Source organism: Curtobacterium sp. MCBA15_012 (assembly GCF_001864935.2).
Classification (GTDB): Bacteria; Actinomycetota; Actinomycetes; order Actinomycetales; family Microbacteriaceae; genus Curtobacterium.
On record NZ_CP126267.1, the window covers coordinates 1,144,231 to 1,161,498 of the forward strand.

At 72.3% G+C, this 17,268-nt stretch carries 18 protein-coding genes and 2 tRNA genes; 12 read left to right on the top strand and 8 right to left on the bottom strand.

Annotated features, from left to right (window positions below):
* Positions 1-2: 2 nt before the first annotated feature.
* Both QOL15_RS05255 and QOL15_RS05260 read left to right on the top strand, forming a co-directional pair.
* Positions 3-491, top strand: a complete 489-nt coding sequence (locus QOL15_RS05255) for a ribose-5-phosphate isomerase (protein ID WP_065960159.1) — start codon at positions 3-5, stop codon at positions 489-491.
* 18 nt (positions 492-509) lie between these two features.
* On the top strand, positions 510-1,439 hold the full coding sequence (locus QOL15_RS05260) for an Fpg/Nei family DNA glycosylase (protein ID WP_065960161.1): 930 nt from the start codon (positions 510-512) through the stop codon (positions 1,437-1,439).
* Positions 1,440-1,445: 6 nt separating this feature from the next.
* Here QOL15_RS05260 and QOL15_RS05265 read toward each other — a convergent pair whose 3' ends face one another.
* Positions 1,446-2,918, bottom strand: coding sequence for an amidohydrolase (locus QOL15_RS05265; RefSeq protein WP_071245790.1), 1,473 nt, complete (start codon positions 2,916-2,918; stop codon positions 1,446-1,448).
* Complete coding sequence (locus QOL15_RS05270; protein ID WP_065960164.1) at positions 2,915-3,568, bottom strand: FMN-binding negative transcriptional regulator; 654 nt, start codon at positions 3,566-3,568, stop codon at positions 2,915-2,917. Before QOL15_RS05270 ends, QOL15_RS05265 begins: the two co-directional genes overlap by 4 nt.
* 33 nt (positions 3,569-3,601) lie before the next feature.
* On the opposite strand from QOL15_RS05270, the gene QOL15_RS05275 reads away from it, so the two are divergent.
* Positions 3,602-5,008: a serine hydrolase gene (locus tag QOL15_RS05275; protein WP_071245792.1), complete on the top strand. Its 1,407-nt coding sequence runs from the start codon at positions 3,602-3,604 to the stop codon at positions 5,006-5,008.
* 146 nt (positions 5,009-5,154) lie between these two features.
* Here the strand turns inward: QOL15_RS05275 and QOL15_RS05280 are convergent, their stop codons facing one another.
* Positions 5,155-6,162 (bottom strand): hypothetical protein, encoded by a 1,008-nt coding sequence (locus QOL15_RS05280; RefSeq protein ID WP_071245794.1) that lies wholly within the window; start codon positions 6,160-6,162, stop codon positions 5,155-5,157.
* Positions 6,163-6,303: 141 nt separating this feature from the next.
* On the opposite strand from QOL15_RS05280, the gene QOL15_RS05285 reads away from it, so the two are divergent.
* From QOL15_RS05285 to QOL15_RS05295, 3 genes are read left to right on the top strand one after another with little or no spacing between them, the layout of a single operon-like run.
* Positions 6,304-7,884, top strand: coding sequence for a sensor histidine kinase (locus QOL15_RS05285; RefSeq protein WP_083393837.1), 1,581 nt, complete (start codon positions 6,304-6,306; stop codon positions 7,882-7,884).
* Between the two features lie 38 nt (positions 7,885-7,922).
* Entirely contained in the window at positions 7,923-8,585 is a 663-nt protein-coding gene (locus QOL15_RS05290) for a response regulator transcription factor (RefSeq protein ID WP_071245795.1), read from the top strand.
* Between the two features lie 26 nt (positions 8,586-8,611).
* On the top strand, positions 8,612-9,487 hold the full coding sequence (locus QOL15_RS05295) for a DMT family transporter (RefSeq protein WP_083393838.1): 876 nt from the start codon (positions 8,612-8,614) through the stop codon (positions 9,485-9,487).
* Positions 9,488-9,764: 277 nt separating this feature from the next.
* Here the strand turns inward: QOL15_RS05295 and QOL15_RS05300 are convergent, their stop codons facing one another.
* The 3 genes from QOL15_RS05300 to QOL15_RS05310 all read right to left on the bottom strand — a co-directional run bounded on the left by QOL15_RS05300 (position 9,765) and on the right by QOL15_RS05310 (position 10,703).
* Positions 9,765-9,917, bottom strand: coding sequence for a hypothetical protein (locus tag QOL15_RS05300; RefSeq protein WP_171898710.1), 153 nt, complete (start codon positions 9,915-9,917; stop codon positions 9,765-9,767).
* A gap of 97 nt (positions 9,918-10,014) precedes the next feature.
* Complete coding sequence (locus QOL15_RS05305; protein ID WP_065960173.1) at positions 10,015-10,338, bottom strand: hypothetical protein; 324 nt, start codon at positions 10,336-10,338, stop codon at positions 10,015-10,017.
* A gap of 294 nt (positions 10,339-10,632) precedes the next feature.
* A tRNA-Gly gene (locus QOL15_RS05310) sits at positions 10,633-10,703 on the bottom strand.
* A gap of 54 nt (positions 10,704-10,757) precedes the next feature.
* On the opposite strand from QOL15_RS05310, the gene QOL15_RS05315 reads away from it, so the two are divergent.
* The 5 genes from QOL15_RS05315 to QOL15_RS05335 all read left to right on the top strand — a co-directional run bounded on the left by QOL15_RS05315 (position 10,758) and on the right by QOL15_RS05335 (position 14,075).
* Complete coding sequence (locus QOL15_RS05315) at positions 10,758-11,081, top strand: hypothetical protein (protein WP_139197310.1); 324 nt, start codon at positions 10,758-10,760, stop codon at positions 11,079-11,081.
* Positions 11,082-11,136: 55 nt separating this feature from the next.
* Positions 11,137-11,213 (top strand) — tRNA-Pro (locus tag QOL15_RS05320).
* Between the two features lie 36 nt (positions 11,214-11,249).
* Positions 11,250-12,593 (top strand): trigger factor, encoded by a 1,344-nt coding sequence (gene tig, locus QOL15_RS05325; protein WP_065960176.1) that lies wholly within the window; start codon positions 11,250-11,252, stop codon positions 12,591-12,593.
* 169 nt (positions 12,594-12,762) lie between these two features.
* Entirely contained in the window at positions 12,763-13,389 is a 627-nt protein-coding gene (locus QOL15_RS05330; RefSeq protein WP_071245799.1) for an ATP-dependent Clp protease proteolytic subunit, read from the top strand.
* A gap of 26 nt (positions 13,390-13,415) precedes the next feature.
* Complete coding sequence (locus tag QOL15_RS05335) at positions 13,416-14,075, top strand: ATP-dependent Clp protease proteolytic subunit (RefSeq protein ID WP_065960181.1); 660 nt, start codon at positions 13,416-13,418, stop codon at positions 14,073-14,075.
* 198 nt (positions 14,076-14,273) lie between these two features.
* Here the strand turns inward: QOL15_RS05335 and QOL15_RS05340 are convergent, their stop codons facing one another.
* Both QOL15_RS05340 and QOL15_RS05345 read right to left on the bottom strand, forming a co-directional pair.
* Entirely contained in the window at positions 14,274-14,885 is a 612-nt protein-coding gene (locus QOL15_RS05340) for a copper resistance CopC family protein (RefSeq protein WP_071245801.1), read from the bottom strand.
* A gap of 65 nt (positions 14,886-14,950) precedes the next feature.
* Positions 14,951-15,679: a YcnI family protein gene (locus QOL15_RS05345; RefSeq protein ID WP_071245803.1), complete on the bottom strand. Its 729-nt coding sequence runs from the start codon at positions 15,677-15,679 to the stop codon at positions 14,951-14,953.
* A gap of 182 nt (positions 15,680-15,861) precedes the next feature.
* Here QOL15_RS05345 and clpX point away from each other — a divergent pair, with 182 nt between their 5' ends.
* Positions 15,862-17,142 carry an ATP-dependent Clp protease ATP-binding subunit ClpX gene (clpX, locus tag QOL15_RS05350; RefSeq protein ID WP_065960188.1) on the top strand — a complete coding sequence of 427 codons (1,281 nt, stop codon included), beginning with the start codon at positions 15,862-15,864 and terminating at the stop codon, positions 17,140-17,142.
* The last annotated feature ends 126 nt before the right edge of the window (positions 17,143-17,268 follow it).

Sequence of the window (17,268 nt, forward strand, 5' to 3'; positions counted from 1 at the left end):
GCATGCGCATCCACCTCGGAACGGACCACGCCGGCCTCGAGTTCACCAAGACCCTCGCCCAGCACCTCACCGAGGCCGGACACGAGGTCGTCGACCACGGTCCCACCGAGTACGACGCGCTCGACGACTACCCCTCGTTCTGCATCAACGCCGCGCACGCGGTCGTGCAGGACCAGCGCGCGGGCGTCCCGGCGCTCGGCGTCGTGTTCGGCGGCTCCGGCAACGGCGAGCAGATCGCGGCGAACAAGGTCGCGGGCATCCGGGCGGCGCTGGTGTGGAACGAGTCCACCGCGCTCCTGGCCCGGCAGCACAACGACGCGAACGTCATCTCGATCGGCGCCCGCCAGCACACCGAGGACGAGGCGATGCGCTTCGTCGACCTGTTCGTCGCCGAGCCCTTCTCCGGTGAGGAGCGCCACGCCCGCCGCATCGCCCAGCTGGCCGAGTACGAGACGACGGGGCACATCGCCGGTCGGCAGATCGACGAGTAGGCCGGGTAGACAGGACCGATGCCCGAGGGTCACTCCGTCCACCGCATCGCGAACCAGTTCGACCGGCACTTCGTCGGCAAGCGCTGCGAGGTCTCCAGTCCACAGGGGCGGTTCGCCGCCGGTGCCGCGCAGCTCGACGGCAAGCGCATGGTCGCTGCGCGTGCCGTGGCGAAGCAGCTGTTCCTCGAGTTCGAGGACGACCTGTTCCTGCGTGTGCACCTCGGGTTGTACGGGGCGTGGGACTTCGCGGGTGTGATCTCCTCCGCCGAGGCGCTGTCCGAGGACGGTGACGGCGAGGAGTCCCTGTCGTCGATCGGTGCGCCGCGGCTCGCGCGCTACCGGATGGCCGAGCAGGAGAAGGTCGAGGACCCGATCGAGTCCTTCCCGCCGGACCCCGTCGGACAGGTGCGCGTGCGGCTCCTCACCGAGGACACCGTCGCCGACCTGCGCGGACCGACCGCGTGCGTGGTCGAGGACCCGGCGGGCGTGCAGCGGGCGCTCGACAAGCTCGGCCCGGACCCGATCAACGACGACGGACCCGAGGCCGAGCGCACCTTCGTCGAGAACGTCCGGAAGCGGAACGTCGCGATCGGGCAGCTGCTCATGGACCAGTCGGTCGTCGCCGGCATCGGGAACATCTACCGCGCCGAGCTGCTGTTCCGGCAGCGCATCGACCCGTACAAGCCGGGCAAGAAGATCACCGTGAAGCAGGCGAAGGCGCTCTGGCAGGACTGGTCGACGCTCCTGCACGCGGGCGTCCGCGACGGGCTGATGCTCACGATGGACGACCTGTCGCCGGCCGACCACGCCAAGGCGGTCCGCTCCCGCAAGGACCGGCACTGGGTGTACCACCGCCAGGGCGAACCCTGCCGGGTGTGCGGTACCGAGATCCGGATGGCGGACATGGCCGGACGCAAGCTCTACTGGTGCCCGAAGGACCAGAAGTAGCGCCCGCTACCGGTCGAGGTACGTCCAGCGCCCGGCGACCGCGGTGCCGAGCACGCGCATCGTGCGGAGCGTCGCCGACGATGCACCGAGCGGGTCGGTCGGCACGAGCACGAGGTCCGCGACGTCACCGACGGCGACGCTCACGCGGCCGTCCGTCGACCCGCGCCACGCGGCGAGTGGCGACATCCGCTGCTCGGGGTGCCACGGCTCGCGGCCGTCCCGGTCCCGTCCGACCGCGGCCGCCATCGCGATCCACGGGTCGAGCGGTGCGACGGGCGCGTCCGAGCCGAGCCGCATGCGCGCGCCGGCCCGCTCGAGCGCGGCGAACGGGAACGCGCGCCCGGTCCACCCGGCCCAGTACCGGTCGGCGACGTCACGGTCGTCCATCGCGTGCTCGGGCTGCACCGACGCGACGACGCCGAGCCGCGCGAACCGGTCGACGTCCTCGTCGAGGAGCAGCTGCGCGTGCTCGACGGTCCCGCGCGCACCGACGGTCTCGAAGGCGTCGAGTGCGAGGCTGACCGCCCGGTCGCCGATCGCGTGCACGGCCGGCACGAGCCCGCCGTCGACGGCCCGGCGGAGCAGTGGGACGAGGTCCTCGGGCGCCCACGTGAGCAGTCCGGCTCCGTCGGCGGTCGCCGCGGTCCGGGTGCCGAGCGAGCCGTCGGTGATGACCTTGAACGGCCCCATCGTGAGCAGGCCCCGGGTGCCGGGCACGACGTCGCCGGTGCGCAGGCCCCGGGCGAGCAGGTCGTCGAGCTCGGCCGGGTAGACGCCCGACGCGACGCGGATGCCGTCCGTGCCAGCCGCGATCCGGCGGGCCCACCGGTCGACTCCGAAGGCCATCTCGAGGTCGACGACGGCCGTGACCCCGCGGGTCGTCGCGGCCTCGACCGCGTCGGACACGGCGGCGTCGAGCACCGTGTCCGGCACGCGGGAGAGCGCGCCGGTCACGTCGAAGGCGTCCTGCTCGCGCAGGACGCCGTCCTCGCCGGCCGGCAGGGCCCGCCCGAGCACGGCGGCGAAGTGCGCGAGGGCGATCGCGTTGCACCAGACCGCGTGCAGGTCCGCGCTCACGACGACGACCGGGAGGCCCGGTGCGGCCTGGTCGAGCAGCGTGCGTCGGGCGGGGCACGGCCAGGTCCCGTCGCGGTACCCGTGCCCGACGAGGACCGCGCCGTCGCGCACGCCGGCGGCTGCGACCGCGAGGCGGTCGGCTGCGGCCTCGGCGGTGGTGCAGTCCGCGACGTCGACGCGGCCGCGCACGAGGGCCCACTGGTCGAAGTGCACGTGGTGGTCGACCAGGCCGGGGCCGAGCCAGGCGCCGTCGGTCTCGACCACCTCGGTGTCGGTGCCCTCCGGCACGTCGACGGTCCCGGTGGGCGCGATCGCGGTGACCCGCCCGTCGACGACCAGGACGTCGGCGGGGGCGCCGGTGGTGCCCACGCGGCGGACGGTGCGGAGCAGGGTCGCGGTCACCGTGCCTCCCGTCCGTCCGCGCGCACGCCGCGCACCCGGTCCATCTCGTCGGCGAGCGCCGGGGCGGCGTACGGACCGTCGCCGCGCAGCGCCTCGACGATCCGGTCGACCACCTCGGGGGCCTTGTTCTGCGAGAGCTTGGCGCGGGCGTCGAAGCGGGTGACGCGGATGCGGATGCCGACGGTGCCCTTCGCGATCCGGCGGGCGGTGTCGAGGTCGACGTCGAGGGAGGTCGGCTCCGGCATGACCTGCTCGAAGTGGTCGACCAGCTCGCCGAGCACCCGGAGGTTCTCGTCGTCGGACAGGACCTCCGGCGTGCCCCACAGGTGCGCGGTGACGTGGTTCCAGGTCGGCACGAACTGCTCCGGTGGGTACCAGGCGGGGGAGACGTAGCCGTGCGGGCCCTGGAACACGACGAGCACCTCGTGGCGACCGAGCTCGTGCGCGACCTCGTCGGGACGGCCGACGTGCGAGACGAGCACGATCGCGTCCGGGTCGTCGTCGGGGCCGGGTGTCTCGAGCAGCACCGGGTAGTGCGAGGCGACGACGCCCGCCTCGGTGGACGACACGATCGTCGCCCAGGGGTTCTCGGCCACGACGCGCTTGACCTCGGTGACGTCGGTCATCAGGAAGTGGGGTGTGTGCCGCATCCGACGAGCGTGGCACATGCCAGGCTGGTCGGTATGGAGAAGCGCGCCGCGTACGAGTCCGTCCTGCCCTACGTCCGCGAGTGGATCGGGTACAAGGTGTGGCAGCTCCGGCTCCCCGGGGTGCAGGTCGCCGTCGGGTTCGAGGGCGAGGAGCTGTTCGCCGAGGCCTGGGGCTACGCCGACGTCGAGGCCGGCCGCCGCCTGACCACCACCGACCTGTTCCGGATCGCCTCGCACTCCAAGACCTTCACGGCGACCGCGCTGCTCCAGCTCGCCGACGCCGGACGGCTGCGGCTCGACGACACGGTCGGGTCCTTCGTACCGGCCCTCGTCGACGCCGGCTCCCCGGTCGCGGACGCCACGGTCCGCGAGCTCATGGAGATGGGCGGCGGAGTGGTCCGGGACGGTGCCGACGGCGACCACTGGGCCCTCGCGCACCCCTTCCCGGACGCCGAGCAGCTCGTCGCACTCGTCGTCGAGGGTGGCGCGAAGGTGCCCGTCGGCTCCGCGTTCAACTACTCGAACCTCGGCTACGGCCTGCTCGGGCTCGTGGTCGAGGCCGTCACCGGTACCTCGTACGCCGAGCACGTGCGCGCGGCGATCGTCGAGCCGCTGGGCTTGACCGGCACCGGACCGGAGTTCGACCCGGCCCGCGAGGACGAGTTCGTCGTCGGCTACACGGGCCTGCACACCGCCCGCACCCGGCAGCGGGTGCCGCACGTGACGACCGGGGCGCTCGCCGCGGCCACGGGCTTCCACGGGACCGCCTCGGACCTGGTGCGGTACTTCTCGGCGCACGTGCCCGGTCGCGGTGACCTGCTGTCCGACCACGCGAAGCGCCTGGCGCAGCGGAAGGCCTGGAGCGCCCTCGACACCGACCCCGCTGCGCGCGGGTACGGCGCCGGCTTCATCGTCGACCGGATCAACGGGCGCGAGGTCCGCGGGCACTCCGGTGGCTTCCCCGGCCAGATCACCCAGTCGGTGTTCGACCCGGCGTCGTCGCTCGTCGTCTCGGTGCTGACGAGCAGCGCGACCGGCCCCGCGGGGATGCTGGCGAACGGCATCGTGCACCTGCTCGACACCGCCGCCGACGAGCACCCGGCCGGCCCCGACCTGCCGGCGGACGTCGACACCTCCCGGTACACGGGACGCTTCACCACGTTCGAGGGCATCACCGACTTCGCCCGCGTCGGCGGCCGGCTGCTCGCGATCGACCCGACCCAGCCGGTGCCGGCCGAGTCCCCGGTGCGGCTCGACGTCGTCGACGCGGACACCCTGCGGATGGCTGCCGGCAACCGCTTCGGCTCGATCGACGAGCTCGTGACGTTCACGCGCGACGAGTCCGGCGCGGTCGTCTCGGTGCGGGGCGACAGCGGCATGACCCACCGCCCGTGGTCCGTCCCCGAGGAGACCCCCGAGGTCGCCGCCGCCCTCGTCTGACCCCCGGCCGCCCGCCCCCCGGACCGCGGCGGCGACGATGGGCTGTGGGCCGCGGCGGCGACGGCAGGACACGCGTCGTCCGTGACGATCCCGGTGCCAGATCCCCGGGGATCGCACACCGAGATCGTCACTGGCGCGATCGATCGTCACGGGCGCGATCGATCGTCATCTGGCAGGGGCAGGACCCACGGGTCCGCCGGACGGTCGGTCCTCGGGGGCGTCACCCGCGCCAGCGCGCGCCGCATCGAGCTGGCCCTCGCGAAGCCGAACGCGGTCGCGACGGACTCCTCGTCGAGTCCGTCGTCCAGGGCACGACGGATGCCGAGCGACAGGAACCACCGGCGCAGGGCGTCCGGGGTGCAACCGGTCGTGGCGCGGAACCGCCGCTCCGCCGTCCGACGGGACCCGCGCACCGTCGTCCTGAGCAGGTCGGCGACCGAGCGCGCCGCGCTGCTGCCGGGGCCGGGGCCGGGGCCGGAACCGGTGCCACCGCAGGTCCCGGTGTCGGCGAACAGCGCGTCGATGCACCGCAGCAGGCCGTTGTCCGTCAGGTACGCCGGCGGTTCGTCGCGCAGGACCGCGATCACCACGGCGCGGGCGAGCGTGTCGCGCTGCGCCGTCGCCCAGCGCTGGCCGGTCAGCGCCTCGACGTGGGCGAGTGCTCGGACGACGTCCTCGGACAGTGCGTCGACCGGTCGGGTGCGCAGGGGGCGGGTGAGGTCGAGGGCCTCGTCGGCGAGCGGGCCGGCCCGGACGCTGCCGACGTGCACCCCGGTGGCGTGGAACGGGTCGAGCGGTGCGCCGTCCGGCGCGGGCAGGGGACCGCGTGCCGTCCCCACCCTGACACCGGTGCAGACCGCGGCTCCGGCTCCGGCTCCGGTTCCGGCTCGGCTTCGGCTTCCGGTTCCGGTTCCGGTCCCGCTCCTCGCCCCGGTGCCGCTCGCGGGCACGAGCAGTGCGCTGCCGGGTCGCACGAGTTCGGCCCCGCCGTGCCACGCCACCCACACCGTCGTGTGCGTCGAGCTGGCGACCCACCGGAGGCCGTGCGACGGCGGGAGGTCGAGCGCCCAGTCGCCGTCGGCGCTGGACACCTCGCGGTCGTACCGGACGTCGAGCCCGACGACGTCGAGCAGGGCGGCGAGTGCATCGGTCATGCACCGACCGTGACACCGCGGCGCGCGACGGACACCGGGTCGGGAGCGGTCTGTGGAGGAACCGGGGGTGGGGACAACCCCACCCCGAGTCCGGGAGGCGGCAGGATGGGGCTCGAGCCCGCGCTCCGCGAGGCTTGCACCATGACCGACACCGACCGCCTCGACCAGGCCGAGACCGTCCCGCTGGACGACACCTCCGCCGCGTCCGACCAGGCACGCACCGTCCCGCTCGACGGCGCCGTGCCGCAGGGAGCCACGAAGCCCGTGCCTGAGCAGCCCGTGCCCGAGCAGCCCGTGCCCGAGCAGCCCGTGCCCGAGCAGCGCGCGCCCGAGCAGCCCGCGGCCGCACTGGCCGGGTGGTCGGAGACGCCCGCCGTGGGGTCGCTCGGCGGCCGAGGCGGATCGGGCACGACCGCGGGCGCGTTCTACCGCGACGCCTGGCGTCGCCTGCCGCGCGACTTCGGGTACATGGCGCTCACCGCCGTGCTGCTCTGCACGCTCTACGCGGCGTTCCCGGCGGCGCTCCTCGGCGGCGGGTTGCGCGACCTCTTCAACCCGTTCGTCCTGCTCATGTTCTTCATCGCGCTCTTCGTCGCGCGGTGGATCGGGCAGTTCGAGAAGGTCCGCATCGGCTGGGCCGACCCGCGGCCGATCCGCCCGGTCGACTGGACCCCGCGGTGGCAGCAGAACTGGTGGACCCGCACGGGATCGGCGGTCGCCAACCCGCACTACTGGCTGTACCTGCTGCACGCGGTGGTCGTGTACCCGCTCGCGGCGCTCATCACGGTCGGCACCGGCGTGCTGTTGGCCGTCGGGTTCACCTGGCCGATCGCCGTCGGTGGGCTGTTCCTCGTGAACGACGTCCGGTCCGGTTACTCCGGGCCCACCGAGGCCAGCTTCGTCATCGGTGTCGCCCTCGCCGGACTGCTGTCGATGGCCGCCTCGGTCGTGCTGCTCCCGCTGTGGTCCCGCGGCTCCGTGCTCGCCCACTACTGGATCGACTTCGGCCTGCTCGGCGGGTTCCGCGCCGAGCAGCTCGAGCAGCGGGTCGCCGGACTGCAGGCCTCCCGTGCCGGCGCCGTGACGGCCGAGGGCCAGGCGCTCCGACAGATCGAGCGGGACCTGCACGACGGCCCCCAGCAGCGCCTGGTCCGGCTCCGCATGGACCTCGCGGCAGCCGAGCGCGCGATGGACCGCGACCCGGCGAAGGCGAAGCAGCTCATCGTCGAGGCGACCGAGCACGCCAAGGACGCCCTCGACGAGCTCCGCGCCCTGTCCCGCGGCTTCGCCCCGCCGATCCTGCTCGACCGCGGACTCGTCGCCGCCCTCGAGGCGCTCGTCGCCCGCACCCCGATCCCGGTCGGCCTCGACGTCCGCCTGCCCGAGGGACTCGAGCTCGGCACCGAGATCCAGCGCAACGTGTACTTCACCGTCAGCGAGCTCCTCACGAACACGACGAAGCACGCCGGCGCCTCGGCAGCGGGCGTCTACCTCGGGCTCATCGTCGACGCGTCCGGCGTCTGGTACCTCACGGTCAGCGTGACCGACGACGGTCGCGGGGGAGCACGCCCGCAGCAGGGCCACGGCATCGAGGGGCTGATGGGACGCATGCGTGCCCTGGACGGCGAGCTCATCGTGAACAGCCCCGACGGCGGCCCGACCGAGGCCACCGCGCGGATCCCGCTCGGTGCCCTGAACGGCGTGCCCACCGCACGCGCGTGAGCCCGGGGAGCGACACCGCTCCCACTAGGCTGGTCGGCATGAGCGACGGCCCGGATGCAGCACGCATCCGGGCCGTCGTCGTCGACGACGCCGTCCTCCTGCGCGAGGGGCTGTCCCGCGTGCTCGACGAGGCCGGCATCGACGTCGTCGGGCAGTACGCAGACGCGGATTCCTTCCTCGCGACCCTGCCGCACGACGCCCCCGACGTGGTCGTGATGGACGTCCGGATGCCGCCGACCTTCACCGACGAGGGGGTCCGCGCCGCCGTGCAGACCCGCCGCACCGCCCCGGGCACGGGTGTCCTCCTGCTCTCCCAGTACGTCGAGGCCACCTACGCCGAGGAGGTCCTCGCAGCCGGCGCCACGGGCATCGGCTACCTGCTCAAGGACCGCGTCACCCGACTCGACGAGATCGACGACGCCGTCCGCCGCATCGCCGCCGGCGGCACCGTGCTCGACCCCGAGGTCGTCACGCAGCTCATGGGCCGCCGTCGGGACCCGCTCGCCGCCCTGACGCCCCGCGAACGCGACGTCCTCGGGCTGATGGCCGAGGGCCGCACGAACGCCGCGATCGCCCGGGCGCTCGTCATCGGCACCGGCGCCGTCGAGAAGCACGTCACGAGCATCTTCGGCAAGCTCGGGCTCGAGGACACCGGCGCCGACCACCGCCGCGTCCTCGCCGTCCTGGCGTACCTCGGCTGACCGGCCCCGACCGTGCCCGTCCACCCGTGACCCGCGTCCCCGCACCGCTGTTGGCGCTCGCCGCGATGGTGTCCGTCCAGCTCGGTGCCGCGACGGCGAAGACCCGCTTCGACGAGGTCGGCTCGGTCGGTGCGGCGACGCTCCGGCTCGTGATCGGCGCCGTCGTCCTCGTGCTGGTGGTGCGTCCGCGCGTCCGGCACTGGACCCGGGCGCAGTGGACCGCGGCGGTGCTGCTCGGCCTGGCGCTCGGCGGCATGAACGTCCTCATCTACGTCGCGTTCGCGAGCATCCCGATCGGCGTCGCGGTGACGATCGAGTTCCTCGGCCCCCTGGCGCTGTCGCTCGTGCACACCCGGCGGTGGCGGGACGTGACGTGGGCGGCGCTCGCACTCGCGGGCGTCGTGCTCCTCGGCGTCGGGCCCTCCGCGGTCACCGCGGTGGGTGGTGTCCTCGCCGCGATCGCCGCCGCGGCCTGCTGGGCGGGCTACATCGTGATGAACCGCCGGGTCGGTGCCGCGATCCCGGGGGTCGACGGCCTCGCGGTGTCGATGGTGGTCGCGATGCTCGTGTCGCTGCCGTTCGGCCTCAGCACCGCGGCCGAGGGCGTCGTCGCCGACCCGGCGCTGCTCCTCGTGTTCGGCGGTGTCGCCGTGCTGTCCAGCGTGCTGCCCTACGCCCTCGAGATGTCCGCGCTGCGCCGCATGCCGACCCGGGTGTTCGGCGTGCTGCAGAGCCTCGGTCCGGCGATCGCCGCCCTCGCCGGACTCGTGATCCTGCGCGAGGCGCTCTCGACGCTCGAGGTCGTCGCGCTCGCCTGCGTGACCGCGGCGAGCGTCGGCGTGACGCTCACCGCGCGGCGTCGGCGCGGGTCCGGTCCGACAGACACCCCCTCGGACGCCTGACCCCTCGCGTCGCGCACGGGACGGCCGGGAGGCGCGGCTCGCGTCGCACGGTCGGCTCACGTTCCGTCCCGTGTCGGCCGGGAGGCGCGGACCGCGTCACACCACCGGCCCACGCCCGCCCCGTGGCAGCCGGGAGGCGCGTCGCCGCCACGTCGGGACGCACGCCGCCGCGTCGGACGCTCGCCGGGCGGGCGACCGCACCACGTCGTGGACGCACGCGGCGAAGGCGGACCGCAGCCGCGCCTCCCGGCCGGTCCGTCGGCGCCGTGGCGCCGCGCTACTCGGCGCGCAGGAAGTCGGCGTACGTCGGCTCCGACCGGTCGCCGGACAGGAGCGCGGGGTCGTTCACCCGGCGTTCGACGAACGCGGCGACGACCTCCGGCGGGGTCAGCACGTGCGCCACCCAGGACGGCACCTCGGTCTTCTTCACGGTGCCTCCTCGGGTCGTGGAGCAGACGAACTACTCGATGATTGAGTAGTTCGGCCACTCCGTGTCCACCGAACGATCCTCGGGTGCGGGCCGGAAGTCAACGCGGTGCGTCAGGGGGACGGCCGTCGGTCCGTTCTGTCCGCAGAGCGCGGTGCTTCACGGCGGATCGCCACACCCACGCGTCCGCCTGTTGTCCGAACTGCGCCCACTCGACCAGGACGGCGTCGCGGGTCCAGCTCTTCGCGAAGCCCTTCACGCGGATGTGGAACGTCGGGAACTGCACCCAGGCCCAGACCGGCGACGGGGTGACGGCGTGGCAGACGTCGGGCCCGCGGGCGTCCTCCGACAGGGAGTAGGCGCGCGGGCGTTCGACCTCCGGGTGTTCCGGGGGCTGCCACCGGTTCTCGCGACGCCGTCCCACGACGGTATTCGAACGTGTGTTCGAACCGGCGTCAAGTCCGGCGCGCGGCACTGCGGAGGGTGGATCGGCGGCGGGCGTGTCGGCAACCGCGAGGTGAGCGCGGGAGGCGCAGCTGCGGGTCGCCACCGGGACGAGCAGCCGACGACCGTGCGGAGCACCGGCTCGATCGGACCACCGCCCAGCGACACCGGGACGAGCAACCGACGACCGTGCGGAGCACCGGCTCGATCGGACCACCGCCCAGCGGCACCAGGACGAGCAACCGACGACCGTGCGGAGCACTGGAAGGAACAGAGGGGATGACGGGAATCGAACCCGCGTGGCCAGTTTGGAAGACTGGGGCTCTACCATTGAGCTACATCCCCGAGCAGCGATCGTGATCGCAGCGCCACCATCGTAGCGGACGAACCCCCACCGACATGCCACCTCGCGTCACGCTCCCGCCGAGCGATGCCGACGCGCGGACGATCCGGCGCTCACGGGTGGCCTCGTTCCTGCTCCTGACGGCCGCCGCGGTGGTGTTCTCGCTCCGGCCGGAGGTGTTCGGCGACCCGCAGGGCGCACCGTGGCACGCCGTCCTGCACGTGTGGCGGATCGTCGTCGGCATCGTGCTCGTGGTCGCCGCGCTCGGGGTGCAGGTCGCCGTGGGTGTGCAGTGGCGACGGGGGCTCCGGCGACGTGCCGAGGGCGATGCGGACGGGCCCGCCACGCCGCCCGGGAACCAGTCACCGACGGACCGCTAGACTCGTCGCGGTCGTGCGTGCCCTCGTGGTGCGCGCGACGACCCTGGCCCAGTCACGGGGCGTAGCTCAGCTTGGTAGAGCGCCCGCTTTGGGAGCGGGAGGTCGCAGGTTCAAATCCTGTCGCCCCGACCAGGTCCACTCGAACGTCAACCAACAGGAGTACATCCCTTGGCCACCAGCACCGTCGACAAGGTGAGCGACACCCGCGTCAAGCTCACCGTGAACGTGACGCCGGAAGATCTCAAGCCGAGCATCGACCACGCGTACAAGCACATCGCCGAGCAGATCAACATCCCCGGCTTCCGCAAGGGCAAGGTCCCGCCGGCCATCGTCGACCAGCGTGTCGGCCGCGGCGAGGTCCTGAACCACGCCGTCGGCGACGCGATCGACACCTTCTACCGCCAGGCGGTGGAGGAGCAGGAGCTGCGCATCCTCGGCCGTGCCGAGGCCGACGTCGCCGAGCTCCCGAACGTGAAGGACTTCACGGGCGACCTCGTCCTCACCTTCGAGGTGGACGTCCGCCCCGAGTTCGACCTGCCGAAGTACGACGCGTACGAGCTGACGGTCGACGCGGTCGAGGTCTCCGACGACGAGATCGAGGAGGAGCTGCAGAACCTGCGCACCCGCTTCGGCACCCTCGTCACGGTGGACCGTCCGGCCAAGACCGGCGACTTCGCCCAGATCGACCTCACCGCGACCATCGGTGACGACGAGGTCGACTCGGCCACCGGCGTCTCCTACGAGATCGGCTCGGGCGACCTGCTCGAGGGCATCGACGAGGCGCTCGAGTCCCTGACCGCCGGCGAGTCGACGACCTTCGAGTCGACCCTGGTCGGTGGCGACCGCGAGGGCGAGACCGCCCAGATCGCCGTCACCGTCACCGCCGTCAAGGAGCGCGAGCTCCCCGAGGCCGACGACGAGTTCGCCCAGATCGCCAGCCAGTTCGACACGATCGACGAGCTCAAGGCCGACCTCAAGGAGCAGATCGCCAAGTCCAAGACCTTCGGTCAGGGCGCGGCGGCTCGCGACAAGCTCGTCGAGAAGCTCATCGAGGACGTCGAGATCCCGATCTCCGCGCAGCTCATCGAGGACGAGGTGCACCGTCACCTCGAGCAGGAGAACCGTCTCGAGGACGAGGAGCACCGCAAGGAGGTCTCCGAGTCCAGCGAGAAGGCCTTCCGCTCGCAGATCCTCCTCGACGCCATCGCCGAGCAGGAGCAGATCCAGGTCTCGCAGGAGGAGCTCACGCAGTACCTCATCCAGGCCGCTGCGCAGTACGGCATGGAGCCCGCCGAGTTCATCAAGGTGATCGACCAGAACGGCCAGATCCCGGGCATGGTCGGCGAGGTCGCCCGCTCGAAGGCGGTCGCGACCGTCCTGTCGAAGGTGACCGTCAAGGACACCAACGGCGACGCCGTCGACCTCTCCGCCTTCACGGCGGGTGTCGCGCAGGAGCCGGCCGCCGACGAGGCGTCCGACGCCGACGAGGCCGCGGAGTCCGACGCGAAGTAACGCGCGCACGTCACGGACGGGAGGCACGGTGCCAGCTGGCACCGTGCCTCCCGTCCGTCGTCCGGCGCGGTTCCCGCGCCGTCCGCACCGCCCACAGCGAACAGGGGCGAAGTGCTGCGTTGCACCCGATAAGTTCGACATCAAGCGACAACTGAACGGGAGCTTTTCCATGGCCGAAGCGACACTGAGCCCCAGTGTTTTTGACCGCCTTCTGAGAGACCGGATCGTGTGGCTCGGCTCCGAGGTCCGCGACGACAACTCGAACGAGATCGCAGCCAAGCTGCTGATGCTCGCCGCCGAGGACCCTGAGAAGGACATCTACCTCTACATCAACTCGCCCGGCGGCTCGATCACCGCCGGCATGGCGATCTACGACACGATGCAGTTCGTGCCGAACGACATCGTCACCGTGGGCATCGGCCTGGCCGCCTCGATGGGCCAGTTCCTGCTGTCCTCGGGCACCCCGGGCAAGCGCTACATCACCCCGAACGCCCGCGTGCTCCTGCACCAGCCGTCCGGTGGCTTCGGTGGCACCGCTGCCGACATCCAGACGCAGGCCAAGGTCATCCTCGACATGAAGCAGCGGATGGCGGAGCTCACGGCCGAGCAGACCGGCAAGTCGATCGAGCAGGTCCTCAAGGACAACGACCGCGACAACTGGTTCACGGCGCAGGAAGCCCTCGAGTACGGCTTCGTCGACCACCTCCGCGCCTCGAGCGCCGAGGTCGTCGGTGGTGGCGGCACCGTGGGCGACGGCGAGACGCCGACCGCGGCCGCCGAGCCCGAGTCCCACTGACCACCACCGAAGAGAAGGAAACGAGAATGCACCTCCCCATGCTCGGTGGCGCGCAGAACGTCCCGGCTCCGTCCGATCGCTACATCCTCCCCAGCTTCGAGGAGCGCACGGCCTACGGCTTCAAGCGTCAGGACCCGTACGCGAAGCTGTTCGAGGACCGCATCGTGTTCCTCGGCGTCCAGGTCGACGACGCGTCGGCCGACGACGTCATGGCCCAGCTGCTCGTGCTCGAGTCGATGGACCCGGACCGCGACATCGTGATGTACATCAACTCGCCCGGTGGCTCGTTCACCGCGATGACGGCGATCTACGACACGATGCAGTACATCCGCCCGCAGATCCAGACGGTCTGCCTCGGTCAGGCCGCCTCGGCCGCGTCGGTGCTCCTCGCTGCCGGTACCCCCGGCAAGCGTCTGGCGCTGCCGAACGCCCGGGTGCTCATCCACCAGCCCGCCGTGCAGCAGGGTGGCGGTCAGGCGTCGGACATCGAGATCCAGGCGGCGGAGATCCTCCGCATGCGCACCTGGCTCGAGGAGACGCTGTCGAAGCACTCGAACAAGACGGCGGCCGAGGTCAACAACGACATCGAGCGCGACAAGATCATGTCGGCGCAGGAAGCCCTCGAGTACGGCCTGATCGACCAGGTCCTCACGAGCCGCAAGAACCTGCCGGCGCTCGTCAAGTAGCGCGCCACGACGAAGGCCCCGCACCGTCCGGTGCGGGGCCTTCGTCGTGCGCGGGGTGCGTGCGGGTCGCGTCCGTCGCGTGGTGTGACGTGCCGGACGGGAGGCGCGGTGCGGGTCCGGTGCGTCGGTGCACGTCGACGTCGGTGCCGGTCGACGTCGGTGCACGTCGGCGTCGTTGCACGTCGACGTCGGTGCCGGTCAGTCCTCGTCGGGGTCGTCGGGCGCGGGGGCGGGACGACGGCGCAGGAGCAGCAGGACGGCGACGACGAGCCCGACGAGCACGACGCCGCCGGCACCGATCCACAGCGCGTCCGACGCGGTCGAGTCGCCGCCCGCGGTCGTGGTGCCCGGGTCCGACTCGGCGCCCGCGGTCGCGCCGCGGTCGGTCGCGCACGTGGGCGGCTTCGTCGCGCCGGCTGCGGGGGAGAAGCCGGCGGGAGCGTCCCACGTGAAGTCGTAGCGGTCCGAGACGGTGTGGCCGTCGGCGGACACGATCTGCCACTCGACCTCGTACTTCCCGGAGGCGCCGAGCGCGGCCTTCGTGGTCATCGACGGACCGTCCACCGCGACGCAGCCGTCCTCGTAGTACCGGCCGTCGGGTCCGAGCACGCGGAAGGCGAAGCCCGAGTCGGAGCCGCCGATCGCCAGGAGCCGGTCGTTCGTCGTGATGTCGAACCGGTCGGGCAGTTCGGTGAGCGTCCCACCGACCGCCGGGGTCGAGGACACCAGGTAGTTGTGCGCGCTGGCGGGGGCGGCGAGCCCGAGGACCGCGCCGCTCGCGATCGCGACCGACGCGGCGGACGTGGCCACGAGCCTCCAGGCCGACCGCCGACCCCCGTCGGACCGCCGGACACCCGTCCGACCCGCCACGGGCGTCACTTGGTGGTGTTCCGTGCGCCGGCGTCGCGGCGACGCGTGGCGGCGACGGCGACGACCAGGCCGACGGCGCCGACGACCAGGCCGCCGAGGCCGAGGAAGCGGCCGACCAGGTCGGGGCCGCCGGTCGTCGCGGACGCCGTGCTCGCGGTCGCCGTGGTGGCGTCGTCGTCACCCGTCGCCGAGGACGCGGCGGTGAGGACGATCGAGGGGGCCGGGTGCTCGGGCTCCTCCTTGCCGGTCTGCTGCTGGTCCCAGTCGGTCGAGCCCTGCTCGCAGGTCTGCACGACCGGGAACGACACCCGGTCGCCGGGCTTGCCGTCGGGCAGCGAGAACGACAGTGCGAAGGTGTCGCGTTCGTCGGCGGGGAGCGGGGTCTTCGCCGTGTACGTCACGCTCGTGACGCGCTCGGCGGGGGTGGCCTCCTCGTCGCTGCTGCTGCTCGACGACGAGCTCGTGTACGGCTCGGTGGTCTTCGTGATGGTCCAGTTCGGGTTCACGGTCGGGGTGACCTCGATCACCGACTTCGGCACCGAGAACTCGAGCTTCGTCGTGGGGGAGCCGTCGCAGCCGTGCGGGACCGAGAACGTCGCGGTCGTGTACGAGTTCGCGGCGGTCGACGTGGCGTCGGCCTCGACGTGCGCGCTGGCGGCGCCGGCGGTGCCGAGGACGATCGCGGCGGTGACGCCGAGGGTCGCGGTGCCGACGAGGGCGAGGCGCTTGGTCATGGGGTCCTCTCGATTTCTACAACTTGTAGAGCAGCGGTGGCAACGGTACCAGGTGCGCACGCCGTGGGCGAACGAGCCGGGACAGACCGGGTGGCGTCGCCGTCGGTGTCACCGGATGCGGTTAGGCTCGGAGCACCGGGCGGGTCACCTGCCCGCATCGGTCAACCAGGGAGGGCACCGACATGGCACGCATCGGGGAGAGCGCTGACCTGCTCAAGTGCTCCTTCTGCGGCAAGAGCCAGAAGCAGGTCCAGCAGCTCATCGCCGGGCCGGGTGTGTACATCTGCGACGAGTGCGTCGAGCTGTGCAACGAGATCATCGAGGAACGCCTGGCCGAGGCCGGCGAGGACACCGCGAGCGGCGACTTCGAACTGCCGAAGCCGCGCGAGATCTTCGACTTCCTGCAGGAGTACGTCATCGGGCAGGACCCGGCGAAGCGTGCCCTCGCGGTGGCCGTCTACAACCACTACAAGCGCATCCGTGCGCAGGGGCAGATCACCGCTGCCGAGGACCGCGACGACATCGAGATCGCGAAGTCGAACATCCTGCTCATCGGGCCGACCGGCTGCGGCAAGACCTACCTGGCGCAGACGCTCGCGAAGCGCCTGAACGTGCCCTTCGCGGTCGCCGACGCCACGGCCCTGACCGAGGCCGGCTACGTCGGCGAGGACGTCGAGAACATCCTCCTCAAGCTCATCCAGGCCGCCGACTACGACGTCAAGCGCGCCGAGACGGGCATCATCTACATCGACGAGGTCGACAAGATCGCGCGGAAGGCCGAGAACCCCTCGATCACGCGCGACGTCTCGGGCGAGGGCGTGCAGCAGGCGCTGCTCAAGATCCTCGAGGGGACGACGGCATCGGTCCCGCCGCAGGGCGGCCGGAAGCACCCGCACCAGGAGTTCATCCAGATCGACACGACGAACGTGCTGTTCATCGTGGCGGGGGCGTTCGCCGGGCTCGAGGACATCGTGTCCTCGCGCGTGGGCAAGCGCGGCATCGGGTTCGGTGCGCCGCTGCACAGCCCGCTCGACCAGCAGGACCTGTTCGCCGACGTCCTGCCCGAGGACCTGCACAAGTTCGGCCTCATCCCCGAGTTCATCGGTCGTCTGCCCGTCGTGACCACGGTGTCGCAGCTCGACCAGGCGGCGCTCATGCAGATCCTGACCGAGCCGAAGAACGCGCTCGTGAAGCAGTACCAGCGCATGTTCCAGATCGACGGCGTCGAGCTCGAGTTCGACCGCGGGGCACTCGAGGCGATCGCGGACCTCGCCGTCCTGCGGCAGACCGGTGCTCGCGGGCTCCGGGCCATCCTCGAGGAGGTCCTCGGGCCGGTCATGTTCGACGTGCCCTCGGACGACGACGTCGCCCGGGTGGTCATCACCCGCGAGTCGGTGCTCGAGAACGCTGCGCCGACCATCGTGCCCCGCCCGCGGGCGAAGCGCGTCGAGAAGTCGGCGTAGCGCGCGGTCCCGAGACGGCCCGGCCCCCGAGGGGGTCGGGCCGTCGTCGTGTGTGCGGTCGGGTCGCGCGCGTCCCCGGTGGTGACGCGCCGCCTGGACCGGCGCCGCGGGCCTGGCCTGCGCCGC

Excerpts from the sequence above, each read along its gene's own strand:
- QOL15_RS05275 (WP_071245792.1), top strand. The coding sequence starts at position 3,602 with ATGGAGAAGCGCGCCGCGTACGAGTCCGTCCTGCCCTACGTCCGCGAG.
- QOL15_RS05255 (WP_065960159.1), top strand. The coding sequence starts at position 3 with ATGCGCATCCACCTCGGAACGGACCACGCCGGCCTCGAGTTCACCAAG.
- QOL15_RS05335 (WP_065960181.1), top strand. The coding sequence starts at position 13,416 with ATGCACCTCCCCATGCTCGGTGGCGCGCAGAACGTCCCGGCTCCGTCC.
- QOL15_RS05270 (WP_065960164.1), bottom strand. The coding sequence starts at position 3,568 with ATGCGGCACACACCCCACTTCCTGATGACCGACGTCACCGAGGTCAAG.
- QOL15_RS05260 (WP_065960161.1), top strand. The coding sequence starts at position 510 with ATGCCCGAGGGTCACTCCGTCCACCGCATCGCGAACCAGTTCGACCGG.
- QOL15_RS05280 (WP_071245794.1), bottom strand. The coding sequence starts at position 6,162 with ATGACCGATGCACTCGCCGCCCTGCTCGACGTCGTCGGGCTCGACGTC.
- QOL15_RS05290 (WP_071245795.1), top strand. The coding sequence starts at position 7,923 with ATGAGCGACGGCCCGGATGCAGCACGCATCCGGGCCGTCGTCGTCGAC.
- QOL15_RS05315 (WP_139197310.1), top strand. The coding sequence starts at position 10,758 with ATGCCACCTCGCGTCACGCTCCCGCCGAGCGATGCCGACGCGCGGACG.
- clpX (WP_065960188.1), top strand. The coding sequence starts at position 15,862 with ATGGCACGCATCGGGGAGAGCGCTGACCTGCTCAAGTGCTCCTTCTGC.
- QOL15_RS05345 (WP_071245803.1), bottom strand. The coding sequence starts at position 15,679 with ATGACCAAGCGCCTCGCCCTCGTCGGCACCGCGACCCTCGGCGTCACC.
- QOL15_RS05330 (WP_071245799.1), top strand. The coding sequence starts at position 12,763 with ATGGCCGAAGCGACACTGAGCCCCAGTGTTTTTGACCGCCTTCTGAGA.
- QOL15_RS05285 (WP_083393837.1), top strand. The coding sequence starts at position 6,304 with ATGACCGACACCGACCGCCTCGACCAGGCCGAGACCGTCCCGCTGGAC.